Annotated in this window: 19 protein-coding genes; 13 read left to right on the forward strand and 6 right to left on the reverse strand. The window is 64.2% G+C overall.

The annotated features are described in order from the left end of the window. Positions 1-222 precede the first annotated feature (222 nt). Positions 223-2,496, reverse strand: a complete 2,274-nt coding sequence (locus QUH67_RS02755; RefSeq protein WP_300945118.1) for a marine proteobacterial sortase target protein — start codon at positions 2,494-2,496, stop codon at positions 223-225. 187 nt (positions 2,497-2,683) lie between these two features. On the opposite strand from QUH67_RS02755, the gene QUH67_RS02760 reads away from it, so the two are divergent. Together QUH67_RS02760 and QUH67_RS02765 are read left to right on the forward strand one after the other, a co-directional pair. Further along, on the forward strand, positions 2,684-3,451 hold the full coding sequence (locus QUH67_RS02760; protein WP_300945119.1) for a helix-turn-helix domain-containing protein: 768 nt from the start codon (positions 2,684-2,686) through the stop codon (positions 3,449-3,451). A gap of 178 nt (positions 3,452-3,629) precedes the next feature. Beyond that, positions 3,630-3,839: a cold-shock protein gene (locus QUH67_RS02765; RefSeq protein WP_057841312.1), complete on the forward strand. Its 210-nt coding sequence runs from the start codon at positions 3,630-3,632 to the stop codon at positions 3,837-3,839. Between the two features lie 126 nt (positions 3,840-3,965). On the opposite strand, the gene QUH67_RS02770 is transcribed toward QUH67_RS02765, so the two are convergent. The 4 genes from QUH67_RS02770 to QUH67_RS02785 form a co-directional block, all read right to left on the reverse strand. Further along, positions 3,966-5,513: an acyl-CoA synthetase gene (locus QUH67_RS02770; RefSeq protein WP_300945120.1), complete on the reverse strand. Its 1,548-nt coding sequence runs from the start codon at positions 5,511-5,513 to the stop codon at positions 3,966-3,968. Positions 5,514-5,864: 351 nt separating this feature from the next. After that, a complete protein-coding gene (locus tag QUH67_RS02775) occupies positions 5,865-6,359 on the reverse strand; it encodes a phosphate-starvation-inducible PsiE family protein (protein ID WP_300947918.1) in 495 nt (164 codons plus the stop codon). A gap of 302 nt (positions 6,360-6,661) precedes the next feature. Then, the gene (locus QUH67_RS02780) at positions 6,662-10,093 is read right to left on the reverse strand and encodes an acyl-[ACP]--phospholipid O-acyltransferase (RefSeq protein ID WP_300945121.1); all 3,432 of its coding nucleotides are present in this window, start codon (positions 10,091-10,093) and stop codon (positions 6,662-6,664) included. Between the two features lie 253 nt (positions 10,094-10,346). Further along, complete coding sequence (locus QUH67_RS02785) at positions 10,347-10,628, reverse strand: hypothetical protein (protein ID WP_300945122.1); 282 nt, start codon at positions 10,626-10,628, stop codon at positions 10,347-10,349. 83 nt (positions 10,629-10,711) lie between these two features. Between QUH67_RS02785 and QUH67_RS02790 the strand changes: the two genes are divergently transcribed. Then, complete coding sequence (locus tag QUH67_RS02790) at positions 10,712-11,290, forward strand: TetR/AcrR family transcriptional regulator (RefSeq protein ID WP_300945123.1); 579 nt, start codon at positions 10,712-10,714, stop codon at positions 11,288-11,290. A gap of 123 nt (positions 11,291-11,413) precedes the next feature. After that, complete coding sequence (locus QUH67_RS02795) at positions 11,414-12,634, forward strand: NAD(P)/FAD-dependent oxidoreductase (protein WP_300945124.1); 1,221 nt, start codon at positions 11,414-11,416, stop codon at positions 12,632-12,634. 39 nt (positions 12,635-12,673) lie between these two features. On the opposite strand, the gene QUH67_RS02800 is transcribed toward QUH67_RS02795, so the two are convergent. Beyond that, positions 12,674-13,885 carry an ABC transporter substrate-binding protein gene (locus tag QUH67_RS02800; RefSeq protein WP_300945125.1) on the reverse strand — a complete coding sequence of 404 codons (1,212 nt, stop codon included), beginning with the start codon at positions 13,883-13,885 and terminating at the stop codon, positions 12,674-12,676. Positions 13,886-14,075: 190 nt separating this feature from the next. Here QUH67_RS02800 and QUH67_RS02805 point away from each other — a divergent pair, with 190 nt between their 5' ends. The 9 genes from QUH67_RS02805 to QUH67_RS02845 all read left to right on the forward strand — a co-directional run bounded on the left by QUH67_RS02805 (position 14,076) and on the right by QUH67_RS02845 (position 25,809). Then, positions 14,076-15,230, forward strand: a complete 1,155-nt coding sequence (locus tag QUH67_RS02805; protein WP_300945126.1) for an acyl-CoA dehydrogenase family protein — start codon at positions 14,076-14,078, stop codon at positions 15,228-15,230. Positions 15,231-15,359: 129 nt separating this feature from the next. Next, positions 15,360-16,520, forward strand: coding sequence for an acyl-CoA dehydrogenase family protein (locus tag QUH67_RS02810; RefSeq protein WP_300945127.1), 1,161 nt, complete (start codon positions 15,360-15,362; stop codon positions 16,518-16,520). 11 nt (positions 16,521-16,531) lie between these two features. Further along, entirely contained in the window at positions 16,532-17,743 is a 1,212-nt protein-coding gene (locus QUH67_RS02815) for an acyl-CoA dehydrogenase family protein (protein ID WP_300945128.1), read from the forward strand. 12 nt (positions 17,744-17,755) lie between these two features. Further along, complete coding sequence (locus QUH67_RS02820) at positions 17,756-18,424, forward strand: glutathione S-transferase family protein (protein WP_300945129.1); 669 nt, start codon at positions 17,756-17,758, stop codon at positions 18,422-18,424. Positions 18,425-18,722: 298 nt separating this feature from the next. Then, positions 18,723-19,544 carry an AraC family transcriptional regulator gene (locus QUH67_RS02825; RefSeq protein WP_300945130.1) on the forward strand — a complete coding sequence of 274 codons (822 nt, stop codon included), beginning with the start codon at positions 18,723-18,725 and terminating at the stop codon, positions 19,542-19,544. 65 nt (positions 19,545-19,609) lie between these two features. Continuing rightward, on the forward strand, positions 19,610-20,476 hold the full coding sequence (locus QUH67_RS02830; protein ID WP_300945131.1) for a BKACE family enzyme: 867 nt from the start codon (positions 19,610-19,612) through the stop codon (positions 20,474-20,476). Between the two features lie 124 nt (positions 20,477-20,600). Beyond that, positions 20,601-22,196, forward strand: coding sequence for an AMP-binding protein (locus QUH67_RS02835; RefSeq protein WP_300945132.1), 1,596 nt, complete (start codon positions 20,601-20,603; stop codon positions 22,194-22,196). Positions 22,197-22,198: 2 nt separating this feature from the next. Continuing rightward, the gene (locus tag QUH67_RS02840; RefSeq protein WP_300945133.1) at positions 22,199-23,815 is read left to right on the forward strand and encodes an acyl-CoA carboxylase subunit beta; all 1,617 of its coding nucleotides are present in this window, start codon (positions 22,199-22,201) and stop codon (positions 23,813-23,815) included. After that, the gene (locus QUH67_RS02845) at positions 23,812-25,809 is read left to right on the forward strand and encodes an acetyl-CoA carboxylase biotin carboxylase subunit (RefSeq protein WP_407080401.1); all 1,998 of its coding nucleotides are present in this window, start codon (positions 23,812-23,814) and stop codon (positions 25,807-25,809) included. Before QUH67_RS02840 ends, QUH67_RS02845 begins: the two co-directional genes overlap by 4 nt. The last annotated feature ends 158 nt before the right edge of the window (positions 25,810-25,967 follow it).

Genomic DNA, 25,967 nt, shown 5'->3' on the forward strand with positions numbered 1-25,967 from the left:
TTGTCCGCCGTAGCTCCGAGAGCGAAGGCGGAAGCAATCCAGTCGTTCTTCGCGCGGCGAGATGGATTGCTTGGTCGCTTCGCTCCCTGGCAATGACGGCGGTTCGGGAGGGAATGATGGTTGCGGAAAAGGGGGGGGGCGCGCGCGGCCCTGGGGGGACGGGTGGAAGCCGCGCGCGCTCTGGAAAGAGGGGGTGGGGGAGCCTCCTCTTTTCAGTGGACGTCAACTCGGTGACATCTGACGCCGAGTGAACACCAGCAGGATCAGGCTGACCGTGAGCAGGATCACACCCGCGATCATCTTCAGTTCGGCATCGGTGGCCGTCTTCGGCAGCGTCACCGTGTTGGGCGCCTGGGTGACGATGGGCTGCACCCGCTTCAGCGCCGCGACCTGAAGCTGCGCTTGTCCGTCATCCGCGCGGCGTTCCGTCGGGTTAGCCGGCGCACGCTGACGCTCGCCGAACACTTTTTCAAGATCCCAGCCCGCCGGCAGGTTGATCGGCAGCTCCGCGAGCGTGAGCGGTGCACCCTCGGGGCGGCTCGGCGTCTTGTCGACCGCGACCAGGCTGGTCAGCCGCGTCACGAGCTGATGCTCGAGCGCCAGCGCCAGGGTGGTCTTGTCGGCGTCTTCCGGGCTCGCCTGCCGCGTGGTGCGTGCGACTTCGGCATCCGTGATCTTGCGCCGCGCCCAGAGTTTGGACAGGCCTTTGCCTTCGGCGGCGCTGGCCAGCGGCAGGGTGACGACCCACGGACGGTCGCCGATGCGGCCCTTGATCTCGACCGAGCCTGCCAGCGTGTCGAGCTTTGCGGCGAGAACCAGCGGCTCGTCGCGATAGAGGTCGGGGATTGCAACCGGCGTGATGTCGGCCGCAGCATCGGAGAATTTGGCGGAGAGATTGGTCACCACAGGATTTTCCAGCTTGGCGAACAGCCCGCGCATGCGCTCCTCGACCTGCTCCACCGCGCCGATATGGGTGAACGTGCCGCGGCCGAGTTCGGCAGCACGCGTCATCAGGTAGGTGTTCGGCGCCGAGCCGATGCCCACCATGAAGATGCGCGAGCGGCCGCGCAGCGCATTGATGGTCTCGAACAATTGCTGCTCGTTGCCGATCGCGCCGTCGGTCAGGAACACGACCTGCCGAACGTAGCCGGCATCGCTTGCGTTGTCCGACAGGGCGGCGCGCATCGCCGGCACCATCTCGGTGCCGCCATTGGCCTGCAGCGCGTCGACAAAGGCAGTGGCGCGGCCGATATGCTCACGATCCGCCGGCACCGCCGACGCAAACAGCATGTCCATGGTGTTGTCGAAGCGGATCACGTTGAAGCGGTCGGTCGGCTGCAGGCGGCCGAGGGCGTAGGTCAGGCTCGCCTTGGCCTGGACAATCGAGATGCCGCCCATCGAGCCGGAATTGTCGATCACGAAGATGACTTCGCGCGGCAGCGCTTTTTGCTGGGCCTGTTCGGCTGCAGGCGGGGTAACGAAGGCGAGCAGGTAATCGCTGCCGCCGACGTGCTCGCGAAACAGCCCGACCGACGGCGCCTTCTCCGCGGCCGGCTTCCAGGTCAGCTCGAAATCGCGGTCGGCCGGCACCGGGCCTTCGGCCAGACGAACGATGCTGGTGCTGTCATCGGCCTTTTCCGTCTTGACCGCATGGTGGTGACTCCTGACCTCGCCGAGCGGAAAGCCGGCCTGCAGCCGCACGGTAATCCGGGTCGGATTGACCGGGGCATTGGTCGCGGGGTCGAGGACCTCCGGCGAGATGCGATCGCGATCCGGCACAGGATCGGAGTTGGCCGAACCCCAGCCGGTGCCATCGCGCTTGAAGTCGACACTCTGCACGATGGGTTTGGGATTATAGCGCGGCGCGACCACCATCGGCACCCGCAGCGAGAATTCGTTGCCGGATTGCCGGACTGGTTCCTGATATTCGATCTGCACCAGCACGGTTTCGCCGGGGCCGATATTGGCGACCGAGTTGGTAAAAATGTTCGGCCGCTCCTGTTCGGTCAGCGCGGCTTTCTGTCCATTTTGCTTGGCTTGCTCGTAGATGATCTTGGCCTGCTGCCGCTCCTTGATGTCGCCGACCACGACGCGGTCGCCAATCACCATCTTCAGCGTATCGACCGCGCCGCCCGACGGCAGCGGATAGACGTAGACCGCCTCGACCCAGTCCTTGGTCGGGTTGCGAAAGATCTGGGTGACACGGGCGCGGACGGTCGGACCCGAGACGGTGAGATCGATATCGATGCCGAGCCGCGATGCATCGGCGTAGCCATCGTCCGTCTTCAGCAGCAGCGATCCGGAACGCGCGTCGCCGGGCTTGACCAGGGCTGCTTGAATACGCTCCGCCGACCACACCGGCTCGAAGCTCAAGAATAGTGCCGCAAACCCGACCAGGATCACGGCAACGCCCTGCATCACGAGGAACAGTACCAGCCTGATCAGGCCGGGCTGTTCGCCGGTTTTGTCGGCCTCAATATCGTCGCACGTCGTCATGTCGCTCACTCCCAAACGGCGGTTTCGCCGCGATGTCAGGGTGCGGAAAGCCGTGATTTGGCGCGAGCGGAATGATCGGCCTTGTTCGGTCGCCCGCCACCGTCCGCCGCCGCGGGCGCGGCGGCTTTGTGCGGGTTTGTGATGGATTGTGCGTCTGCTAGACTGGCGGGGTAGAGCAGGGGTGACGATGCCAGCGCCGGACAAGCAGCTTTCCGCCGAGCAAAGCCGGCAGATCGCCGACACTATTCGCGAGGAAATCGCCCGCCGCCACATTTCCCGGCAATCGCTGGCGGAGCTTGCCAAGCTCAGCCTCTCGACGCTGGAAAAGGTGCTGGGCGGCCGCCGCCCGTTCACGCTCGCCACAACTGTCCGTATCGAGCAAGCGCTTGGTGTCTCCCTGCGCAAAGCGCCTGACGCGATGCCGTCTGCCGTGCCCAATGGCAACGGCGACATTGCGCCCGACGGGCTGGGCGCCTATTCGCGCCGCGCGGTGGCCTGGATCGAGGGCACCTACGTCACCGTGCGCCCGTCGTTCGGCGACAGGGAGGCAGTCTTCGCCTACCGCACCGGAATCTCCTGGGACGATGCGGCGTCTTGCCTGGTATTTCACGAAAGTGAACGGCAGGACGCGGCCTTCACCCAGTTCGGCGAAGTGGCGGTGCCGAACCAGTCCGGCCACATCTATCTCGTCACCAACCGGCACGGCCAGCACCGCCTGATCACGGTGGCGCGGCTGGCGATCTCCGGCGAGATGTACGGCATCATCACCACGCTGCTCGCCGGCCGCGGCTCGCTGCTGACGCCGATCGCAGCGCCAATCGCCTATTTGCCTATCAAGATGGTTACCGATCCAACCTTCGGCCGGATTTCGGCCAATGACCCCAATTACGCGCAATATCGCCAGCATTTGCGGCGCACGACGGATGAACCGTTCGCGATGTTCCTGCCGGGCTAGTGCTCGCCAGCCTTGCATTTCCTGCGAAATAGCGTATATGGCTTCTATTCGAATGACCGCTCTGCCTTGTTGACCACGCCGAAACCGGCCCCAATCCCCAAGACATCGTTAAATCGGATGAAGCCTGCGCGGAGGTCGTGCAGGCACAAGCGCTTTCGCGCATCTTGGAGATAGTGACATGGCTACCGGAACAGTTAAGTGGTTCAACGCGACCAAGGGTTTTGGCTTCATCCAGCCGGATGATGGCAGCACCGACGTTTTCGTTCACATCAGCGCCGTTGAGCGTGCGGGCCTGAGCTCGCTCAATGAAGGCCAGAAGATCTCGTTCGAAGCGAAGAAGGACCCGATGCGCGGCAAGACCAGCGCCGAGAACCTTCGCGTCGACTAAAGGTTGCCGATTACGGATTTCCACGGATGTACTGGGATCCACTGATTTGCTTCTGATACGAGTGCCCGCCGGTGATGAACCGGCGGGTTTTTTGTTGTTGCCTCATCTACAGTTCTTTCTCACCCGCTACGAAACGACCTTGTCCGTCGCCTTCACCGCGTTGAACTTCTCCCGCAGCGTCGGCTTGTGAATCTTCCCCGTCGCGTTGCGCGGCAGCGCATCGACGAACTCGATCAGCTTCGGACACTTGAACCGTGCCAGGTTGGCGGCGCAATGCGCGTGGATTTCCGCGGGCGTCAGCGTGTGGCCGGGCTTCACGGCGACAATCGCCATGCCGACCTCGCCCCATTGCTCGTTCGGCACGCCGATGATCGCAGCCTCCGCGATCGCGGTGAGCTGATGCAGCACGCTCTCGACCTCGGCCGGATAGACGTTTTCGCCGCCGGAGATGTACATGTCCTTCCAACGGTCGACGATGTAGTAGAAGCCATCTTCATCGACGCGCGTGGCGTCGCCGGTGTGCAGCCAGCCGTCGGTGAACGACGACGCGTTGGCGTCCGGCCGGTTCCAGTAGCCCGGCGTGACGTTCGGTCCCCTGACCCAGAGTTCGCCGAGCTCGCCGACACCGGCATCGGTGCCGTCGGGGCGGACGATCCGCACTTCCGTATGCAGCACCGGCTTGCCGGACGAGCCGGCCTTGCGCGCGGCGTCCTCCTTGTCGAGGGTGAGCACGGCCGGGCTGGTCTCCGTCATGCCGTAGCCTTGTTGCAGCGCGACGCCGCGTTCTTCCCACACTTTCAGCAGCGGCACCGGCATCGGCGCGCCGCCGACCCCGCCGATCACCAGCCGGCTGAAGTCGGCCGTGGCGAACGCCGGATGCTGCGCCATGAACTGATAGATCGAGGGCACGCCGAAAAACTGGTTGATGCCGTGGGCGGGATCGCTGATCAGCTGCAGCGCCAGGCCGGGATCGAACGCGCGCATGATCAGGACAGTGCCGCCGGCATGCAGCACCGGGTTGGTGTAGCAATTCAGCCCGCCGGTATGGAATAGCGGCAGCACCGTGAGCAGCACGCTCGATGGCGAGATATAGGCGGGGCCGCCGAGATTGACGCAATTCCAGAACGTCATGCCATGGGTGATGATCGCGCCCTTGGGCTGCCCCGTCGTGCCCGAGGTGTACATGATGGTCGAGATGTCATCGAGCGTGACGATCTCGGCGCGATCGAGCGGCGGCGCCGCCGCAATAGCCGCCTCGTAGGAACCGCCGGCGCCGAACCGCAGCGCGGACGAAACGCCGCAAAGTTTTGCGACCGTGAGCGCGACTTCGGCGAGGTCATCATCGTGGATCATCACTTTCGGCGAGGCGTCGCCGACGATGAACTGCAACTCCGGCACCGTCAGCCGCGTGTTCAACGGCAGGAACACCGCGCCGATCCGGAAGCAGGCGAACTGCACCTCCAGCGTATCGGTCGTGTTCAGCGCCAGCACCGCAACGCGGTCGCCACGCGCGACGCCCAATGTGTCGCGCAGGTGAGTGGCGAGCCGCGAGACGCGCGCGTCGAGCTGCGCGTAGGAGAGGCGGCGTTCGGTCGCGAGGTCGACGGCCGCGATCTTGTCCGGCGTGCGGCGGCCGAAATGCGCGATCCAGTCATAATAGCGAACGGACGACATGCTTCCTCCACATCCAGCGGTCTCGCGCCGCCTGTTTTGCTTGACGGCTTTCAATCTAGCAGATGAGGCGGCGGACGGGGATGCTGTCTTGCGTGGAGTGGCTGAGATGATGGCTGTTGGGCGAGTCGGCGTTAGTCGTCTCTGGAATACAGGATCATCCGCCGTCGCGGATGATGACGAGCCGCTGGCGCTATTTCTCCGTCGTCATTCCGGGGCGCGCGAAGCGCGAACCCGGAATCCAACTCTCTGCTGTGCTTGCTGCCCAATGGATTCCGGGTCTGCGCCCAAGAGGGCGCATCCCGGAATGACGGCGGTGGATGGCGCGATCACCTCACGCCTTGCAATGCAACCTCATCCGTCTCTCGCCGCGATGATTTCGCCTGGCTGCCCTTGGTCGCGCACCAGCCAATAGACGGCGCCCAGCGCGAGGATGGCTGCGGCTAGCGCCAGCAGATGGAAGGCATCCGTGGTCGACAGATCGAGAATGATCAATTTGCGCACCACCGCCAGCAACGCAATCAGGATGACAGAGCGTACCTGCACAACACTGTCGCGCCGCTCCGCCACCACCAGCAGGGAGCGCTTGAACTCGAGTGCAATAATGACGGTAAAGATCATGCCGAACACGGTCTGGAACACGCCATGATCAGTCGGGTCGAGATTGGTTGCCCAGATGCTGAGAAGAATTTTCAGCGTCAGATTCCACAGCGCGAGGGCAATGATGATGGCGATCAGCGCGGTCAGCATCAGAATGCAGACGTGCTCGAATTTTTGGTAAAACGTCAGCGGCTCGAACGACAGGCGCAGGTCAGAAAAGTCTTTTTTCAAAGGCATTGTCGGCTCCATCCGCCATCGCGGCTTCATGCATAGCATGGTTTCGACAATGACAGTGCCTTACCTTCGTGATGCCCGCTTTGGGTCAAGCGCGTCGTGCCGGCGACGGACCAGTGGCAGGGGCAACGCCGGAACGATAAGGTCTTCATAACCTTGCGAGCGCTCGAGAGCCGCCACGATCCGCTCTAGATTGGCATCTGTCCGCTACGCTTCGGTGAGATGCTGCCGACACGGTTCGATTGCCAAACCCGGATTGTTGGGGGCGCACGGGGCCGCCGCAGGATCGTCATTGATCCCGCGGCGACGCGCTAACCTCATGCGACTTCCTGTTCTGCCACTTCCTGCGCCCGCACAGCCTCGGCCGGCGTCGCAAGCTCCTTGGCCAACCTCGTCGCGCCGACATAGTCGGTCTTGCCGGAACCCAGCAGCGGCACGGTGTCGACGACGCGGATATCCGCCGGCACCGCCAGTTCAGATGCGCCGGCGCTCTTGGCCTGGCGCTGCATCGCCGACCGCTCGGCGTCCTTCTGCGTGGTCAGGAGCACGATCCGCTCGCCCTTGCGGGCATCGGGGATCGATACCGCAACCGACATCGCCTGCGGCCACAGCGTCGCGGCCATGGCTTCGACGGCCGACAGCGAGACCATTTCGCCGGCAATCTTGGCAAAACGCTTGGCGCGGCCCTTGATGGCGATGAAGCCGGCGGCGTCGATGGCGACGATGTCGCCGGTGTCGTGCCAGCCGCCGGCGAGCGGCTCCAGCACGCCGGGGTTTTCCGTGCGCAAGTAGCCAAGCATGACGTTCGGACCGCGCACCGACAGCCGTCCGCCTTCCTCGATGCCGGGGACCGGATCGAGGCGGGCTTCCATCAGCGGCGACAGCCGGCCGACGGTGCCGGGACGGTTGGCCATGGGCGTGTTCATCGCCAGCACCGGCGCGGTCTCGGTGACGCCGTAGCCTTCGAGGATGCGGATGCCGTAGCGCTCCATATAGACCTGCCGCGTGCGGTCCTTGACCGCTTCCGCGCCGGCGATCACGAGGCGCAGGGTGCGGAAGTCGTAGGCATGCGCCGAGCGGGCGTAGCCGGTCAGGAAGGTATCGGTACCGAACAGGATGGTGGCGCCGGTCTGGTAGATCAGTTCCGGCACGATCCGGTAATGCAGCGGCGACGGATACATGAAGATCGGAATGCCGGCCAACATCGGCATCATCATGCCACCCGTCAGGCCGAAGGAGTGGAACACGGGCAGCACGTTGAACACCTTGTCGTTGGCGTTGGCGTCGACGCGCGCCAGCGCCTGGGCCGCGTTGGCCAGGATGTTGCGATGGGAAAGCACGACGCCCTTCGGCGTACCTTCCGACCCCGACGTGAACAGGATCACCGCCGGGTCTTCAGCGTTGCGTGACACACGCGGTGCGGATCCGGCGAGCAGGCCGCGGACCTTGTCGAGCGCACCGATGCCGGCCCGCACGTCCTCCAGGTAGACGACGCGGGCATTGCCGGCGATGGCTGCGACCAGCTTGTCGAGCTTGCCTTTCTCGATGAACGCCTTCGAGGTCAGCACGGTCTTGACTTGCGCAGCCTGCATCGCGGCCAGCACGTTGACCGGGCCGGCGGAGAAATTGAGCATCGCCGGCACGCGGCCGATGGTCTGCAGCGCCATGAACACGACGGCGACGCCGGCCGAATTCGGCAGCAGCACGCCGACATTCTCACCCGCCACGGTGCCGTGCTCGAGCTTGCGGCTCAGCACCTGGGCGCCGAGGATCATCTTGCGATAGGTCAGCTTGGTGCCCAGCGCGTCTTCGATGATCGGCTTGCCGGTATCGCGGTCGCGGCGGGCATGGGCCAGCGCTTCGAACAGCGTGTGGTCCAGCATGGCGTTCTGAACCACGGCGTCGATCATGACGTCCTGCAGCGCGGCGCCGGCGGCGTTGCGGCGAAGTTTGCCCTTCAGCGCCGGATCGACCGACAGTTTCACCGGCGGCAGGATCGTGATCGTCACTTTTGGGAACCACGCGCGCTTGATCTCGCCGTTCTTCAAATAGCTCAGGCGCGAACGCTGCGCGCCCTCGATGCGGACGGGCACGACGATCGCGTCGGCCTTGTCGGCGATCATCGCGGTGCCGTCATAGACCTTCATCAGCGAGCCCGACACGGTGATGCGGCCCTCGGGGAAGATCACCACCGGTTCGCCCGACGCCACCAGCTTGATCAGGTCGCGCGCCGCCAGCGGTTTGCTCGGATCCATGGTGTAATGCTTGATCAGCTTCAGGAACGGCTTTGCCCACCACGCCTTGGAGATGCCGGTATCGACCGCATAGCTGGCGTCGATCGGCAGCGTGGCATGCAGCAGCGGGCCATCGACCAGGCTGACATGGTTCGGCGCGATCAGCATGCGGGTGCCTGCCGGCGGCAGGTTCTCCATGCCGCGCACCTCGACGCGAAACAGCGCACGGAACAGCAGCGCGCCGAAGTCGCGCACGCCCTCGCGGCCCCATTTGGTGAGCACGAACCAGACCGAGCCGAAGCTGGCGATCGCCAGGCCGAAGAAGATCCAGGCCACCGGAAGACCAAGCGCCTGCAATCCCGCGACCAGCAGCGAGCCGGCCACCATGAAGGCCGCCTGCAGCACGTTGCCGGCCGCGATCACGCGGGCGCGTTCCGACGGCGCGGACCATGCCTGCACCGCGGCAAAGGACGGCACCACGAACAGGCCGCCGCCCACGGCGAACAGGAAGAAATCGGCCAGCATGCGGAAGCCGGCGAAGGAGGTGACGAATGCGGCGGCGGTGACGTCGGTGCCCCGCACCGTGCTTCCAATCGCCCACGCCAGATCGAGGCCGACGATGCCCATCACGATGGCGCCGATCGGCACCAGCGCGAGATTCGGCCGCACATGGCTGAGCTGTGCTGCAACCAGCGAACCCGCGGCAATGCCGATCGCGAACACCGCAAGGCACATCGTCACGACGCCTTCGGTGCCGCCGATATCGCCCTTGACCAGCGCGGGCAGCAACGACAGCACGATCGCGCCGACCATCCAGAACCAGGACACGATCAGCATGCCGTCCCACAGCCGCGGTTCGGCATGGAGCGACTTCAGAAGATGAACGGTAGAAGTCCAGGGATTGGCCGTGATCGGCAGGTCAGGCGCGGAGGGCTGGCTCACCGGGATGCGGGCCGCGAAGGCCCAGGACAGGACCGACAGCCCCACCACGGCCAGGCAGATCCAGCCCATATGCGAGGCGCCCGCGATGAACAGGCCACCGGCGATGGTGCCGATCAGGATCGCCATGAAGGTCGCGCCCTCGACCAGCGCGTTGCCGGTCGCGAGTTCGGAAACCAACAACTGGTCGGGCAGGATCGCGTATTTCACGGGGCCGAACAGGGCGGCCACCACGCCGAACAGCGCGAGCGCCACGAACAGCAGCGGGATCGAATGCAGGTAGAAGCCGGCGGCCGCAAAGCAGGCGGCAAATATTTCGGCGAACTTCAGTCGCCGCGCGACGGTCATCTTGACGTATTTGTCGGCCAGTTCACCGCCGAGCGCCGACAGCACGAAGAACGGAAAGATGAAGACCGCACCGGCCAGCGTCACCAGCGGCGCGCCTTCTTCGGCGGCCACGCCGTAGAGCAGCATGATGACGAGCGCATTCTTCAGCACGTTGTCGTTCAGCGCCGAGCAGAATTGCGACCAGAACAGCGGGGCGAAGCGGCGGGAGGACAGCAATTCCTTGATCATGACTAATTCCTGTTACGTCGGCCGGGCAATCCCGGGCGTGGTATGGAAATCGTGGGCTAATGAACGTTAAGCGATGGCGGATCGCGCAGAAGTTGCGTCTGATGTGTGAAGTGGTCGCCGGCAACGCTTGCCTTGAAAACTTGTACGGAAAGTTATCCGGGCATGGTCGCGAGGAACCCGCTTGATGATTTGCCGCGGCATAGTGATCCCTTTCTTACGATCGGAGACACATTTGAACCGAAGCGGCGGCGGCTCAGGTCAGGTAGTGCAGGGAGGCGAACGGCGACAGCGAGCGCTTCCACGGCGCGCGGGGACGATGGGCGTTCCTCATCGCGCGCAGGCGGCGCGCCGACTGCCGGCGGGCCAGAACCCCGCCGACGTCGCAGGCATTGGCCATGCGCTCGATCGGCGCGGTGGCGATGTGGACGACAATTTTGCCGAATCCCTTCACGAGTTCGATGGCATCGGCGATGAACGTGGTGGTCAGGCGGGAAACAAGGGTTTGCATCGGGGCAGCCTCCAGGTAAATGAACATTGTTCAAAACATATAGGGCAAACGTGAGCAACGCTCAAGAAGAATCTTCGCGGGACCGCAAAAAAACTTTGCGGCGCCACCTGATGATCGAGACGGCGCGAGGCAGAATTGCTGCTAATGGATTGAGATCATTGAAGGTTCGGGATGTCGCCGAGGCTGCCGATTGCTCGATCGGAAGCGTCTATAACGAGTTCGGGGACTTCGACGGCCTGATCCTGACGGTCAATCGGGAGACGGTTCAGGCCCTGACGGACGCACTGGTCGCGGTTCCCGCCGAAAACCCGGTCAGCCAGCTCCATGGACTGGCCGAGACCTACCTGTCTTTCGCGGCCGATCACGCCAATCTGTTGCGCGCGCTGTTCGAACACCGGATGGAGGACGACCGGCCGTTCCCGGAAGACATTTTGCTGATGGTGATGCAGGCCTTTGCGCTGATGCATGAGCCACTGGTGCGGCTGTTGCCCGACCGCGATCCGGAACAGGTGGTGCTGCTGGCGCGCACGATGTTCTCCGCCGTGCACGGCATCATTTCGCTCGGCCTGGAAGAGCGAATGGTCGCGGTGCCGCCGGAAAAGCTGCGCCAGCAACTGGCGCAGTTCGTGGACACACATTTGGCGGGTTTGGGAATTGAGCTTGATAAAGCGCGGGACGGCGACGGCTGACCCTGAACGCAGTACGTTCGGTCACGCCGCGATCGTGACGCGCGCAAGATATGCCGGCCATCAACAGGCTTGATTCTGTTGCTCCCGCGAGATTAGCTCCAGCCGAGCGTTCGGGGAAATCGCATGGCGCGCATCGTTGTGCTTGGTGCAGGATTCGCAGGGCTCTGGGCCGCCCTCGGGGCTGCGCGCAAGCGCGACGAAATCGGGGCACCGGCAGCGGACGTCGAAATACTCGTCGTCGATCGCAACCCCTACCACAACATCAGGGTACGCAACTACGAGGTCGACATCAGCGACGCGGCCATACCGCTTGTCGACCTGCTTGACCCGGTCGGGGTCGATCACAGGGTTGCGGAAGTCCGGGACATAGATCCCGTCAAGCAGCATGTGAGCGTGACAACGAACGGCGGCCCTGAGGAGGTCATCGGATACGATCGGCTGGTGCTGACGCTTGGCAGCCAATTGGTGCGCCCTGCCATACCTGGGCTGATGTCGAACGGCTTTGACGTGGATACCTACGCGGCGGCCGTCCGGCTCGATGCGCACCTAGCCGGATTGGGCAGGCAAGCGGCTTCGGAAGGCCTTGCCACGGCGGTCATCGTCGGCGCCGGGTTTACGGGCATCGAAGTCGCAACAGAGATGCCAGGCAAACTCGAAAAGGCGGGCCTCTCCGGCACCCGGCGCGTCATTCTCGTCGATCCTAACGCCGTCGTGGGCGCGACGATCGGCGAGCAGGCACGCCCGATCGTCAGCGAAGCGTTGGCGGCGCTGGGCGTTGAAACGCGGCTCAACGTAACGGTCACATCCGTCGATGCAAGCAGCGTTACGCTGAGCTCCGGTGAAATGATCCCGACGCGGACGGTCGTGTGGTGCGCGGGCATGAGGGCAAGCCCCGTGGCCCAGACGTTGGCGGTCGAGCGGGACCGGCTTGGTCGCCTCCATGTGGATCATTTCATGCGCGTTGCCGGTGCGGCAAACGTCTTTGCCGCCGGCGACGTGGCTTCCTGCGTCGTGGACGGGGAACATTCCAGCGTAATGTCCTGCCAGTTCGCAAGACCGATGGGCCGCTTCGCCGGGAATAACGTGGTGGCCGATTTGCTTGGACAGCCGATGCTGCCCCTCGACATCGATTGGTATGTGACGGTGCTCGATCTCGGAGCCTGGGGAGCGGTTTATACCGTCGGATGGGACCGACAGCTGTCCGCCTACGGCGCCAGCGCGAAGGCGACCAAGCAAACGATCAACCAGCAGCGAATCTATCCACCCAGGAATGGAGTGCGTGCGGACCTTCTGGCTGCCGCCGCACCGACGGTGCAGAAGCCGCCGCCGACGGCGCGTCGATAGTTGGCCGCGTCGGCCCTGCGTGCCGGACGGGTCGCCGGTTCACGTACCCCGCAGCAGTTCGCTGATCACGTTCAACTGGTTGTCGCGAAACTCGACCATGTAGCCGTCGCGGATCGGACGATAATCCGTCGGCGAGGTATTGAGCGTGATGCCGGGCAGCAGCATCGAGAGCGGGACGTTCTTGAGATTTGCGGCCTGCGCCATGATGTTGGCGCGGCTGAGATCGTTCTTGCACTGCTCCAGCACCACGACCAGCGCCTGGGCGACCATATAGCCATATCCCGCGGCAAAGTTGCCCGGATCCACATTCGGCAACCGCGCCTTCATGAAGTCGGCATAGCCAAGGAGCCCGGGGTCCTTGGTATCCTGGCTATAGGGTTTCAACGCCACGACCGACATGATCCCGGTCGATGCCTCGGCGCCGGCCGGCACGAACACCGTATCCTTGTTGGCGCAGCCGGAGGAGATGAAGCGCATCGGCCGCCAGCCGGTCTCATACGCCTTGCGGACCGCCTGGGCGCAGGCGCGCGGCGTCACGCTGTAGATCAGGAAGACATCGGCCTTGGTGTTGGCGAGTGTGAGGATCTGCGAGTCCACCGTGGGGTCGGCGACCTCGAAGCTCGACGCCATCGCGATCGCCTTGTCGGCGTCGGGGCCGAGCGCTTCCTTTACGCCGCGCAGATAGTCCTTTCCGGCATCGTCGTTCTGGTAAAGGATCGCAAAGCGGGCATTGGGATTCCTCGACCGCGCATAGCGGACTTCGATGCCGGCTTCCTCGACGTAATTGGGCGCCCACGGCAGCGCCATCAGCCAGGGCTGCGTCGCCGGCTCGTTCCATTTCGACGCCGAGCTGATCAGGAACAGATGCGGCACTTTGGCGCCGTTGAGATATTTCGCCGTCGCCGAACTCGGCGCAGTGCCCATGGTGCCGAACATGAAGGCGACGTTGTCGCTCTCGACCAGCCGGCGCGTGGCCTCGACCGTCTTCGGCGGCGAAAAGCCGTCGTCGAGCGAGATCATGTTGAGCTTGCGCCCGTTGACGCCGCCCTTCTCGTTGATCATGTCGAAATAGGCCGCGAACACCTTGCCGGTGACGCTGAGCGCCGACGCCGGGCCGCTGTACGGCATGATGTTGCCGAATTTGATCTCAGTATCGGTAATGCCGGGTTGCTGGGCGTTCGCTTTGGTCGCAATGCCCAGGGCGAGCAGTGCGGAAAGAAGCGCCGGGAGGAATTGGCTCAATCGGATCACGCGTCATCCTCCCGGCAAATGGCCGATAATGTTGTTATTGGTTTTGAACCAACGCTAGGGCATGCTCTGCGGGCGGTCTTGCGTTCAGTTGCTGGAACGCAACCAGGCAGCGTCGGCGCGATCAAGCCAGCCGCTCAACGCAAGTTTGCGCGAGCCAAATCGGGGCATCGTGATCCCTCGGGAGGAAAGCATGCTGGAGCGCACAAGGGTGCAGAGCCCGTTCTATACGGCCGAACACGAAGCCTTCCGCGATGTGATGCGCCGCTTCGTGTCGCGCGAGATCGAGCCTTATGCTCACGAATGGGACGAGGCCGGCGAATTTCCGCGCGAGCTGTATCGCAAAGCGTCCGAAATCGGCCTGTTGGGGCTCGGCTTCCCCGAAGAATTCGGCGGCATGCCGGCCGACCAGTTCATGAAGATCGTGGCGTCGCAGGAACTGGCGCGCGCCGGCGCCGGCGGCGTCAGTTCGAGCCTGATGAGCCACACCATCGGCTCGCCGCCGATCGCGCGGGCTGCGCGGCCCGAGGTGAGAGCGCGGGTTCTGCCGCAGGTGCTGTCGGGCGAGAAGATTTCCGCGCTGGCGATCACCGAACCGAGCGGCGGCTCCGATGTCGCCAATTTGCGCACCAAGGCGCGGCGCGACGGCGACCATTATGTCGTCAGTGGCGAAAAGACGTTTATCACCTCGGGCATGCGGGCCGATTATCTGACCGTTGCGGTGCGCACCGGCGGCGAGGGGCCGGGCGGCGTCAGCATGCTCTTGATCGAAGGCAACACGCCGGGCCTGTCGCGCACGAAACTGAAGAAGATGGGCTGGTGGGCGTCGGATACCGCGACGCTGCATTTCGACGCGTGCCGGGTGCCGGTGGAAAACCTGATCGGCGAGGAGGGCCAGGGTTTCAAGATCATCATGCATAATTTCAACAGCGAGCGCATGGGCATGGCGGCCAGCTGCACGGCGTTTGCCCGGGTCTGCGTCGAGGAGGCGATTGCCTACGCCAAGGAGCGCCAGACCTTCGGCAAGCCGATTGCGCAGCACCAGGTGATCCGTCACAAGCTGGTCGACATGGCGCAGAAGGTCGCGGCGTCGCAGGCGATGCTGGAAATGCTGGCGTGGCGGCTCGGGCAGGGCGAGAGCCCGGTTGCCGAGATCTGCATGATGAAGAACCAAGCCACCCAGACCATGGCGTTCTGCGCCTCCGAAGCCGTGCAGATCTTCGGCGGCGCCGGTTTCATGCGCGGCGTCAAGGTCGAGCGGATCTACCGCGAGGTCAAGGTCAACGCCATCGGTGGCGGGACGGAAGAGATCATGAAGGATCTCGCGTCGCGGCAGATGGGGCTGTGACGCGTCGCACGCACCGTCATTCCGGGGCGATGCGAAGCATCGAACCCGGAATCCAACGGGCCGCAATTGCTGTAGTAAGTTGGATTCCGGGTTCAGCCCTGCGGGCTGCCCCGGAATGACGGAGGATCAATGCTCTTCACCGCCGACCACGACGAACCCCGCCGCGCCCTACAAAAATTCATCGCCGCCGAGATCAACCCGTTCGTCGACGAATGGGAGAAGAACGACATCTTCCCGGCGCATGAGCTGTTCAAGAAGCTCGGCAATCTCGGCTTTCTCGGCCTCAACAAGCCGACCGAGTTCGGCGGCCAGGGACTCGATTATTCCTACGCGCTGATGATGGCCGAGGAACTCGGCGCCATCACCTGCGGCGGCGTGCCGATGGCGATCGGGGTGCAGACCGACATGGCGACCCCCGCGCTGGCGCGCTTTGGTTCCGATGAAGTACGCCGCGAGTTTCTTATCCCCGCGATCGCCGGCGATGCGGTGGCTTGCATCGGCGTCTCCGAGCCGGGCGCCGGCTCCGACGTCGCTTCGATCAAGACCAGTGCGCGTTCCAACGGCGACGATTACGTCATCAACGGCGGCAAGATGTGGATCACCAACGGCACCCAGGCCGACTGGATCTGCCTGCTCGCCAACACCAGCGACGACCAGGTTCATCGCAACAAGTCGCTGATCTGCGTTCCCATGAAGAGCAAGGGCGTGCAGATAGCGCGCAAGCTCGACAAGATGGGCATGCGCTCGTCCGACACCGCACAGATTTTCTTTGATAATGTCCGGGTGCCCAAGCGCAACCGCATCGGCGACGAGGGCAAGGGTTTTACCTACCAGATGGTGCAGTTCCAGGAAGAGCGGCTGTGGGGCGCGGCCGCCTGCCTCAAGGCGCATGAATTCATCATATCAGAGACCATCGAATACACCCGCAACCGCAAGGCCTTTGGCGGTTCGATCCTCGACAACCAGACCGTCCATTTCAAGCTCGCGGAAATGCAGACCGAGGTCGAGCTGCTGCGCTCGCTGATCTACCGCGCCGCCGAGGCGCTGGTCGCGGGTGAGGACGTGACCCGGCTCGCGACCATGGCCAAGCTGAAGGCGGGACGGCTCGGCCGCGAGCTCACCGATGCCTGTCTGCAATATTGGGGCGGCATGGGCTTCATGAACGAGACGCCGGTCAGCCGGGCCTATCGCGACAGCCGCCTGACCTCGATCGGCGGCGGTGCCGACGAGGTGATGCTGATGGTATTGTGCAAGATGATGGGCACGCTGCCCGGCATGAAGAAGCAATAGGACTGATATCAATGCTCTATCAGGAGAGCCAGAAGGTCGTCGAACTCAAGCATCGCTTGCGCTCGTTCATGGACCGCCACGTCTATCCGAACGAGGAGCGCTACTACCGCGAGGCGGAAGAGCTCGGCCCGTGGAAGGTCTATCCCGTCGTCGAGGAACTCAAGCCAAAGGCCCGCGACGAGGGCCTATGGAATCTGTTCCTGCCGGAGAGCGAACACGGCGCCGGCCTGACCAACCTCGAATACGCGCCGCTCTGCGAGATCATGGGCCGCTCGCATCTGGCGCCGGAGCTGTTCAATTGCTCGGCGCCCGACACCGGGAACATGGAAGTGCTGGCGCGCTACGGCACGCGGGAGCATCAGGAACGCTGGCTCAAGCCGCTGCTGGCAGGCGAAATCCGCTCATGTTTCGCCATGACCGAGCCGGCGGTCGCTTCCAGCGACGCCACCAACATCGAGAGCTCGATCGTTCGCGACGGCGATCATTACGTCATCAACGGCCGCAAATGGTACACCACCAACGCGACCGACCCGCGCTGCAAGATCTGCATCTTCATGGGCAAAACCGACCCTGACAATCCCGATCGCCACCGCCAGCAGTCGATGATCCTGGTGCCGATGGACACGCCGGGCGTCAAGGTGCTTCGCCCGATCCCGGTGTTCGGATTCTACGGCGTACCCGACCGCGCCTCGGAAGTCGTGTTCGACAATGTCCGTGTTCCCGCATCCAATATGCTGCTCGGCGAAGGCCGCGGCTTCGAGATCGCGCAGGGGCGCCTTGGTCCCGGCCGCATCCATCATTGCATGCGTCTGATCGGGCTAGCCGAACGAACGCTGGAAAAGATGTGCATTCGGACCAGAAATCGCGTGGCCTTTGGCAAGGCGGTGTCAGAACAAACCGTCACCCAGGAGCGGATCGCGGAATCGCGCATCATGATCGAGCAGTCGCGGCTGCTGACCCTGAATGCGGCGTCCATGATGGACACCGTCGGCAACCGGGTGGCGAAAGCGGAAATCGCGATGATCAAGGTCGCGGTTCCGAACATGGCCTGCCAGGTCATCGACTGGGCGATCCAGGCCCATGGCGGCGCGGGCACCGGCAATGATTTCGGGCTGGCCGCGGCCTACGCCACCGCGCGGCTGCTTCGCCTCGCCGACGGCCCGGACGAGGTCCACCGCAACCAGATCGCCCGCCTCGAATTGCGCAAGCACAGCAACGCCTGAAGGGAACTTCCCATGATCACGCTCTATCACTGCGACGGCGCACGCTCGTTCCGGCCGCTCTGGATGCTGGAAGAGATGGGCTTGCCCTATGAGCTGAAGATGCTGCCGTTCCCGCCGCGGGTGCTGGCCAAGGAATATCTCGCGATCAATCCGCTCGGCACCATTCCGTTCATGGTCGACGGCGAGACCAAGATGACGGAGTCCTCTGGTATCTGTTATTATCTCGGCACCAAATACGGCCCGACGCCGCTGGTGGTCGGGATGGACGATCCGGCCTATGGCGCGTTCCTGAACTGGATGTATTTCAGTGACGCCACGCTGACGTTTCCGCAGACGCTGGTGCTGAGATACAGCCAGCTCGAACCGGAGGAGCGGCGCAATCCCCAGGTCGCCGGAGATTACGCCAAATGGTTCCTCGGCCGGCTGCGCGCCGTGGAGGCAGCCACCGCCAATGGCCAAAACTTGTGCGCCGGGCGCTTTACCGCGGCCGACATCGTTAACGGCTATGCGTTGCGCCTCGCCGGCAATATCGGCCTCGCCAAGGATTTTGGCCCCAATGTGTCCGCCTATTGGGCCCGGTTGCAGGAACGCGACGGCTACCAGCGCGCGGTTGCGGCCGAACGCGCGGCCGGCATCGCGCAGAACATTGCGCCGCGGGTGCGTCCTTCACCCGCCCCTTGAGGGGGCGGGTCGTTACGCATCGAAGATGCGTAACGGGGTGGGGTGACAGTCTCTCCACGCATTTTCTGCTAGCTGGGCGACGGTGTCTCTACGCCTGCAGAGCATGCGCGGATAGTCTGTCACCCCGCCCCGTCTCACATGGCGCTACGCTCCATGTGAGCCGACCCGCCCCCTCAAGGGGCGGGTGAACAAGGCGCGCCGGGAAATGACGGCCCTCTTATATCGATGACAGGCCACAAATTTCCGCTATGGTTGTTTCAGTCGCAGCGTCCAAAGAGTCGCGCGAGGAGGATGCACCATGGACGATATCGGCCACAAATCCGGCCACCTGATGCTGATCACCCCGGAGCGCGTGTTCTACGCGGGGCTGCTCGGCCGTCCGCGCCAACGCTGCTCGGGCGGGTTCAACATCTACGTCTCGATCGAAGGCGGGCTGTGGCTGACGACGGCCGATGGCCGCGAGAGTTACGGCGAGATGGTCGCCGTGCTGCCGAATGTCAGGCACACCATCGCCAGCGATCACCGCTCGGTGCTCTCAATCGTGATCGAGCCGGAGAGCATTCGTCCCGGCGCGCTCGAAGATCTCGCCAAACGTCTGGAAGGGCCGGAAGGCGAGGCGTTCGCCCGCCGCATCCGTGCCGCCTATCTCGAACTGCGCGAACATCACGCCGGCCGCGAATTCTCCAGCGCCGAGTTCGATACCCTCTGCCTTGGCGAAGCGCTGCCGCCGCGCGACCTCGATGCCCGCGTCGCGCGCGCGATCGTGCAGATCGGAAAATTCTCCGGCGAGCCGGTGACGGCGGCGAGCTGCGCCGCGGAGGCGGGGCTGTCGCCGTCGCGCTTCCTGCACCTGTTCAAGGAAGAAACCGGCATTTCCTTCCGCTCGTTCCGCGCCTGGAAGCGGGCGCGGCATCTGCTGCACTTCGCCAACCAGGACATCAACCTCGCGCATCTGGCGCAGGACATCGGCTATCCCGACTCCACGCATTTCAGCCACTCGATCCGCCGCTTCTACGGCCTGAAGCCGCGCGCGATCTTTTCAGGCTCGCGGGATCTGGCGATCTATAGCCACCGCCGCGCCAGCACCGAGCTTAGCGGGTTGACGCAAGAAGCCGGCTGATGCGGGACGCATGATCGCAGCGACATTTCTGCGATCCGTCGCGTCCTGCAATCGAAGGCTTCTCCATGGGCGACAAGGCCGTCATCACCTGCGCGCTGAACGGCGTGCTGACCGATCCGAAGCAGCACAACGTGCCGGTGACGCCGGAGCAGATGGCGCGCGAGGCCAGGGCCGCGTTCAACGCCGGCGCCAGCGTCATGCATGTTCACCTGCGCCAGCAGGAACCGAACAAGGGGCACCTGCCGTCCTGGGACGTCAACGTCTCGAAAGAGATCCAGCAGGCCATTCGCGAAGCCTGCCCCGGCGTCATCATCAACCACACCACCGGTACGTCAGGCCCGAACTATCAGGGCGCGCTCGATTGCGTGCGCGAGACGAAGCCCGAGATCGCGGCATGCAACGCCGGCTCGCTGAATTATCTCAAGGTCAAGGCCGACAACACCTGGGCCTGGCCGCCGATGATGTTCGATAACGCGGTCGAGAAGGTGCAGGACTATCTCGATGTGATGAAGGTCGCGGGCACGAATCCCGAGTTCGAGTGTTTCGACGTCGGCATCGTGCGTTGCGTGAACATGTATGTGCAGACCGGGATGTATTCCGGTCCGCTGGAGTACAATTTCGTGATGGGCGTGGCCTCCGGCATGCCGGCAGACCCGGAATTGCTGCCGATCCTGCTCAAGCTGAAACTGCCGCAGGGCCGCTGGCAGGTCACCGCGATCGGCCGCGCCGAAATCTGGCCGCTGCACCAGCGCTGCGCCGAACTCGGCGGCCATCTGCGCACCGGGCTCGAAGACACCTTCTATCTCGCCAACGGAACCAAGGTGACGTCGAACGGCCAGCTGATCGAGGAGATCGCCGGCTGTGCGCGTCGCGCCGGCCGCGAGATCGCCAGCCCGGCGGAAGCGCGGCAGATCTTTGGAACCAAGCACTGACATCTGCGCCAGCCGTCATTGCGAGCGCAGCGAAGCAATCCATGTGCCGCGGCACGAAAGCTGGATTGCTTCGTCGCTTCGCTCCTCGCAATGACGCTGGTGTGAGTAATTGGACGAGGACCAAATGACCAATCTCGCAGCAACCGGCGGCGTGCCCGGTCCCGGCCGGATCGGAAGGGTCGCGATCGGCGATCTCTTGAAGCGCGCAGCAGCGCGGTTTCCGGATCGCATTGCACTGACCGACGGTGCGCGCCGCGTGACCTATACCGAACTCGAACAGGACGCCAACCGTTTCGCCAATTACCTCGTCCAGCGCGGACTGAAGCCGGGCGAAAAGATTTCCACGATCTGCAACAATTCCGTCGAGTTCGTCAAAGCGCTGTTCGGCGTCCACCGCGCCGGCCTGGTGTGGGTGCCGATCAACACCATGCTCGGGCCGGCCGACATGGATTACATCCTCGATCACGCCGAGGTGCGCTTTGCGTTGATCGACGATGCCATGCATGCGCAGCCCGATCGCCGCGCCGCGCTGGAAAAGCGCAACATGCAGATGATCGCGATCGATCTGGCCGGCAAGATCGCCGAGACGGGACTGGAGAACTTCAACGACCTCATCAAGGGCCAGTCCGAGATCGAGCCCGAGATCGAGATCGACGACCGCGATCTGGCGATGATCATCTACACGTCGGGCACGACGTCGCGGCCGAAGGGCGCGATGCATTGTCATCTTGCCGTCGTCATGGCCGTGATGAGCAACGCGATCGAAATGAAGCTCGGCCGGGACGACGGCATCACCGGTCAGTTTCCTCTGTTCCACTGCGCCGGCCACGTGCTGCTGCTGAGCTATCTGTCGGTCGGCGGCCGGATGGCGCTGATGCGCGGCTTCGATCCCGTGGTCTGCATGGAAGCCATCGTGCGCGACCGGCTGACCGTGTTCGTCGGCCTGTCGCTGATGTACCAGGCGATCCTCGATCACCCGCGCCGCCGGGAGTTCGATCTTTCGCACTTGCGGACCTGCATCTACACCATGGCGCCGATGGGCCGCCCGCTGCTGGAGCGTGCGATGGCCGATATGTGTCCGAATTTCGTGCTGAGTTCAGGCCAGACCGAAATGTATCCGGCCACCACGATGTCGCAGCCCGACCGCCAGCTCGAACGCTTTGGCAATTATTGGGGCGAGTCTCTGATCGTCAACGAGACGGCAATCATGGATGACAACGGCAATCTGCTGCCACGCGGGCAGGTCGGCGAACTCGTGCATCGCGGGCCGAACGTCATGATGGGCTACTATAAGGATCCGAAGGCGACGGAGGAAGCGCGCAAGTTCGGCTGGCATCACACCGGCGATCTCGCGCTGATCGACGAGCATGGCGAGGTGCTGTTCCTCGACCGCAAGAAGGACATGATCAAGTCCGGCGGCGAGAACGTTGCCTCGGTCAATATCGAGGAGACGCTGCTGGCGCATCCCGCCGTGCAGAACGCCGCCGTGGTCGGCCTGCCGCATCCGCAATGGGGCGAGGCGGTGTCCGCCTTCGTCAAGCTGAAGCCGGGCGCGCAGGCCGATGAAGCCGCGATATCAGAACATTGCCGCAAGCATCTCGGCGGCTTCAAGGTGCCGAAACTGGTGCGGATCCTCGACGAGATGCCGATGACGGCGACCGGAAAACTGCGCAAGGTCGAGCTGCGCCAGGCCTTCAGCGAACATTTTGTCGGAAAGTAGCAATGGCCCTTTTGGAATCCACGATTGCGACCGGCAGCGCGGCCTACAAGGCCAACCGCGACGGCATGCTGGCGCTGATTGCGCGAATGCGGTCGCTCGAAGATCGCACCCGCGCTGCCTCGGCCGCCGCAAAAGATCGCTTCCACAGGCGGGGACAGTTGCTGCCGCGCGAGCGCGTGGCGCTGGTGCTCGACCCCGGCTCGCCCTTCATCGAACTGTCGACGCTTGCCGGCTACATGTTCGACGTCCCCGATGCCGACAAGAGCGTGCCCGGCGGGGGCCTCGTTGCCGGCATCGGCTTCGTCTCCGGCATCCGCTGCATGGTCAGCGCCAACGATTCCGGGATCGATGCCGGCGCGCTGCAGCCCTATGGCCTCGACAAGACGCTGCGGGTGCAGGAACTGGCGCTGGAGAACAAGCTGCCTTACGTGCAACTGGTCGAAAGCGCCGGCGCCAATTTGCTGCGCTACCGGGTCGAGGATTTTATTCGCGGCGGCAACATCTTTCGCAATCTCGCCCGCCTCTCCGCAGCGGGGCTGCCCGTCGTCACCGTGACCCATGGTTCGTCGACGGCCGGCGGCGCCTATCAGACTGGCCTGTCGGATTACATCGTGATGGTCCGCGGCCGGACCCGTGCATTCCTCGCCGGCCCGCCGCTGTTGAAAGCGGCGACAGGCGAGATCGCCACCGAAGAAGAGCTCGGCGGTGCGGAGATGCACACGTCCGTCTCCGGACTCGGCGATTATCTCGCCGAGGACGACCGCGACGCGCTGCGCATCGCGCGCGACATCATGGCCAATATGCAATGGGACCGGCCGAAGCCCGCGGAAGCATCGTTCAAGCCGCCGCGCTACGACGCCGAGGAACTGCTCGGCATCATGCCGATGGACCACAAGCGGCCCGTCGACATGCGTCAGGCCATCGCGCGCTTCGTCGACGATTCCGATTTCACCGAGTTCGGCGCCAGTTACGGCCCGGCGACCGTCTGTGGCCATGCCCGCATCGAGGGGCGGGCGATCGGAATCATCACCAACAACGGGCCGCTCGACGTCCCCGGCGCCAACAAGGCGACGCATTTCATCCAGGCCTGCTGCCAGTCGCGCACGCCGATCCTGTATATGAACAACACGACGGGCTACATGGTCGGCAAGGCCTATGAAGAAGCCGGCATGATCAAGCACGGCTCGAAAATGATCCAGGCGGTGACGTCGGCGACGGTGCCGCAGATCACGCTCTATTGCGGCGCCTCCTTCGGCGCCGGCAATTACGGCATGTGCGGACGGGGCTTCCATCCGCGCTTCTGCTTCTCCTGGCCGAACGCCAGAACGGCCGTGATGGGCGGCGAGCAGGCGGCGGAAACGATGGCGATCGTGACCGAGGCTGCCGCCGCGCGGCGGGGCAAGCCGATCGAGAAAGAAAAGCTCGACGCCATGAAGGCGCAGATCACCGGCGTGTTCGACGGCCAGATGGACGTGTTCTCGACCAGCGCCCGCGTGCTCGACGACGGCGTGATCGATCCACGCGATACAAGAAGCGTACTCGCCGAAGTGCTGGCGATTTGCGGCGAGGCCGAGGCGCGCACGCCGCAGCGCATGCAGTTCTCGGTGGCGCGCCCATGAGCGACCAGATGATGAAGCGGACGCCGTTCTTCAAGATCCTCGTCGCCAACCGCGGCGAGATCGCGCTGCGGATTATGCGCACCGCACGCCGGCTGGGCTACGGCGTGGTCGCCGTCTATTCGGATGCCGATCGCGACGCACTGCATGTGCGCGAAGCGGATTCCGCTGTGCGGATCGGCGAAGCGCTGCCGGCGCAGTCTTATTTGCGGATCGAGGCGATTATCGCTGCCGCCAAAGCCAGTGGCGCCGGCGCTGTGCATCCGGGCTATGGCTTTCTCGCCGAAAACGAAGAGTTTGCGCGGGCTTGCCGCGACGCTGGGCTGGTGTTCATCGGCCCGTCGCCGGAAGCGATTCGGGCGATGGGCAACAAGGCGGGCGCCAAGGACATCATGCGGAAGGCCGGCGTGCCGTGCGTGCCCGGCTATCAGGGCGCCGACCAGAGCGACACCGTGATGCTGGCGGAGGCGAGGAAGATCGGCTTCCCCGTCATGATCAAGGCGGTCGCCGGCGGTGGCGGGCGCGGCATGCGGCTGGTTGCGGATGCGGCGGCGTTCCCGGACGCTCTGCGCAGCGCGCGATCTGAGGCGCAAGGCGCGTTCGGCGACGGCAATGTGATCCTGGAACGCGCCATCCTCAATCCCCGCCACATCGAGATCCAGGTGTTCGGCGATCGCTACGGCAACGCCATCCATCTCGGCGAACGCGATTGCTCGGTGCAGCGAAGGCACCAGAAGCTGATCGAGGAAGCGCCGTCGCCGGCGGTGAACCGCAAATTGCGCGCGCGGATGGGTGAGGTTGCCGTCGCCGCGGTGAGGCAACTTCGCTATGAAGGCGCAGGGACGCTGGAGTTCCTGCTCGATCCGTCGGGCGAGTTCTATTTCATGGAAATGAACACCCGGCTGCAGGTCGAACATCCCGTCACCGAGGCGATCACCGGCCTCGATCTTGTCGAGCTGCAGCTGCGGGTCGCGGGTGGCGAGCCGCTGGGACTGGTGCAGGAGGACGTCACATTCTCGGGCCACGCCATCGAGGTGCGGCTGTGTTCGGAAGACGCCGGCCACGATTTCGTGCCCCAGTCCGGCAAAATGGCGCTGTGGCAGATGCCGGACGGTGTTCGGGCCGAGCATGCGCTGCAATCGGGCTCCGAGATTCCGCCGTTCTATGATTCGATGATCGCGAAACTGATCAGTCACGGCGCCGACCGCAACGAGGCGCGGGCCCGGCTGATCTGCGCCCTGGAGCAGACCGTTGCGTTCGGCGTCACCACCAATCAGGGATTTCTGATTTCCTGCCTGCGTCATCCCGGCTTCGCCAGGGGCGAGGCGACCACTTCTTTCATCGGCGAGCATCGCGACGAGTTGCTGGCGTCACGTCAAGACGACAAGGCGGAAACCGCGCTGGCGGCCTTGCTGCTCTACGTCACCAACTCCCACGCGCCGCCCTGGCGCAGGGGGCGAAGCCTGGCCGCGACGTTTCCGCTGACGATGCGGATCGATCGTGGCCTTGGCGCGCAGGAGGTGGACATCGTGCGCGGCCGCGACGGCGGCTATGTCGCCGTTGTCGATGGCAGCGAGATTCGCTTCGAGCTCGACGAGCTTGGTCCCGATACGATCCGCTTCCACGACGGCGATCTGATGGGATCGGCAAAATTCCTGCGCGATGGCGACCGGCTATACGTCCTGCACCGCGGCGTCACGATTGCCGCGCGTGACCTGACGCTGGCGGCGCCGGTATCCGCGGCAACCAGCGGCGGCGACGGCAAGGTACGCGCGGCGATGAACGGCCGCGTGGTCGCCGTCCTGGTCAAGCCCGGCGAGCAGGTTGCCGCCGGCCAGCCGGTGATGACGCTCGAAGCGATGAAGATGGAACATGTGCATACGGCGGGTGTCGCCGGCACGGTTTCGTCGATCGATGTCGTCGAAGGCGAGCAGGTGACGACAGGCAGGATCGTGGTGGAGATCGCGGGGGCGCTATCCTCTTCACCCGCCCCTTGAGGGGGCGGGTCGTCACGCATCGCAAGATGCGTGACGGGGTGGGGTGACAGGCTCTCCACTGGGACGGTGCCCGTGTTGAGAGATCACCCCACCCCGTCTCGCATTTCGCTTCGCTCAACGCGAGCCGACCCGCCCCCTCAAGGGGCGGGTGAAGAGAT

The organism is Bradyrhizobium roseum, assembly GCF_030413175.1.
Lineage (GTDB): Bacteria > Pseudomonadota > Alphaproteobacteria > Rhizobiales > Xanthobacteraceae > Bradyrhizobium > Bradyrhizobium roseum.

What these genes read in the sequence shown, in the direction of transcription:
- QUH67_RS02755 (WP_300945118.1), bottom strand. Translation starts at nt 2,496, where the DNA reads ATGACGACGTGCGACGATATTGAGGCCGACAAAACCGGCGAACAGCCC.
- QUH67_RS02760 (WP_300945119.1), top strand. Translation starts at nt 2,684, where the DNA reads ATGCCAGCGCCGGACAAGCAGCTTTCCGCCGAGCAAAGCCGGCAGATC.
- QUH67_RS02765 (WP_057841312.1), top strand. Translation starts at nt 3,630, where the DNA reads ATGGCTACCGGAACAGTTAAGTGGTTCAACGCGACCAAGGGTTTTGGC.
- QUH67_RS02770 (WP_300945120.1), bottom strand. Translation starts at nt 5,513, where the DNA reads ATGTCGTCCGTTCGCTATTATGACTGGATCGCGCATTTCGGCCGCCGC.
- QUH67_RS02775 (WP_300947918.1), bottom strand. Translation starts at nt 6,359, where the DNA reads ATGGAGCCGACAATGCCTTTGAAAAAAGACTTTTCTGACCTGCGCCTG.
- QUH67_RS02780 (WP_300945121.1), bottom strand. Translation starts at nt 10,093, where the DNA reads ATGATCAAGGAATTGCTGTCCTCCCGCCGCTTCGCCCCGCTGTTCTGG.
- QUH67_RS02785 (WP_300945122.1), bottom strand. Translation starts at nt 10,628, where the DNA reads ATGTTCATTTACCTGGAGGCTGCCCCGATGCAAACCCTTGTTTCCCGC.
- QUH67_RS02790 (WP_300945123.1), top strand. Translation starts at nt 10,712, where the DNA reads ATGATCGAGACGGCGCGAGGCAGAATTGCTGCTAATGGATTGAGATCA.
- QUH67_RS02795 (WP_300945124.1), top strand. Translation starts at nt 11,414, where the DNA reads ATGGCGCGCATCGTTGTGCTTGGTGCAGGATTCGCAGGGCTCTGGGCC.
- QUH67_RS02805 (WP_300945126.1), top strand. Translation starts at nt 14,076, where the DNA reads ATGCTGGAGCGCACAAGGGTGCAGAGCCCGTTCTATACGGCCGAACAC.
- QUH67_RS02810 (WP_300945127.1), top strand. Translation starts at nt 15,360, where the DNA reads ATGCTCTTCACCGCCGACCACGACGAACCCCGCCGCGCCCTACAAAAA.
- QUH67_RS02815 (WP_300945128.1), top strand. Translation starts at nt 16,532, where the DNA reads ATGCTCTATCAGGAGAGCCAGAAGGTCGTCGAACTCAAGCATCGCTTG.
- QUH67_RS02820 (WP_300945129.1), top strand. Translation starts at nt 17,756, where the DNA reads ATGATCACGCTCTATCACTGCGACGGCGCACGCTCGTTCCGGCCGCTC.
- QUH67_RS02825 (WP_300945130.1), top strand. Translation starts at nt 18,723, where the DNA reads ATGGACGATATCGGCCACAAATCCGGCCACCTGATGCTGATCACCCCG.
- QUH67_RS02830 (WP_300945131.1), top strand. Translation starts at nt 19,610, where the DNA reads ATGGGCGACAAGGCCGTCATCACCTGCGCGCTGAACGGCGTGCTGACC.
- QUH67_RS02835 (WP_300945132.1), top strand. Translation starts at nt 20,601, where the DNA reads ATGACCAATCTCGCAGCAACCGGCGGCGTGCCCGGTCCCGGCCGGATC.
- QUH67_RS02840 (WP_300945133.1), top strand. Translation starts at nt 22,199, where the DNA reads ATGGCCCTTTTGGAATCCACGATTGCGACCGGCAGCGCGGCCTACAAG.
- QUH67_RS02845 (WP_407080401.1), top strand. Translation starts at nt 23,812, where the DNA reads ATGAGCGACCAGATGATGAAGCGGACGCCGTTCTTCAAGATCCTCGTC.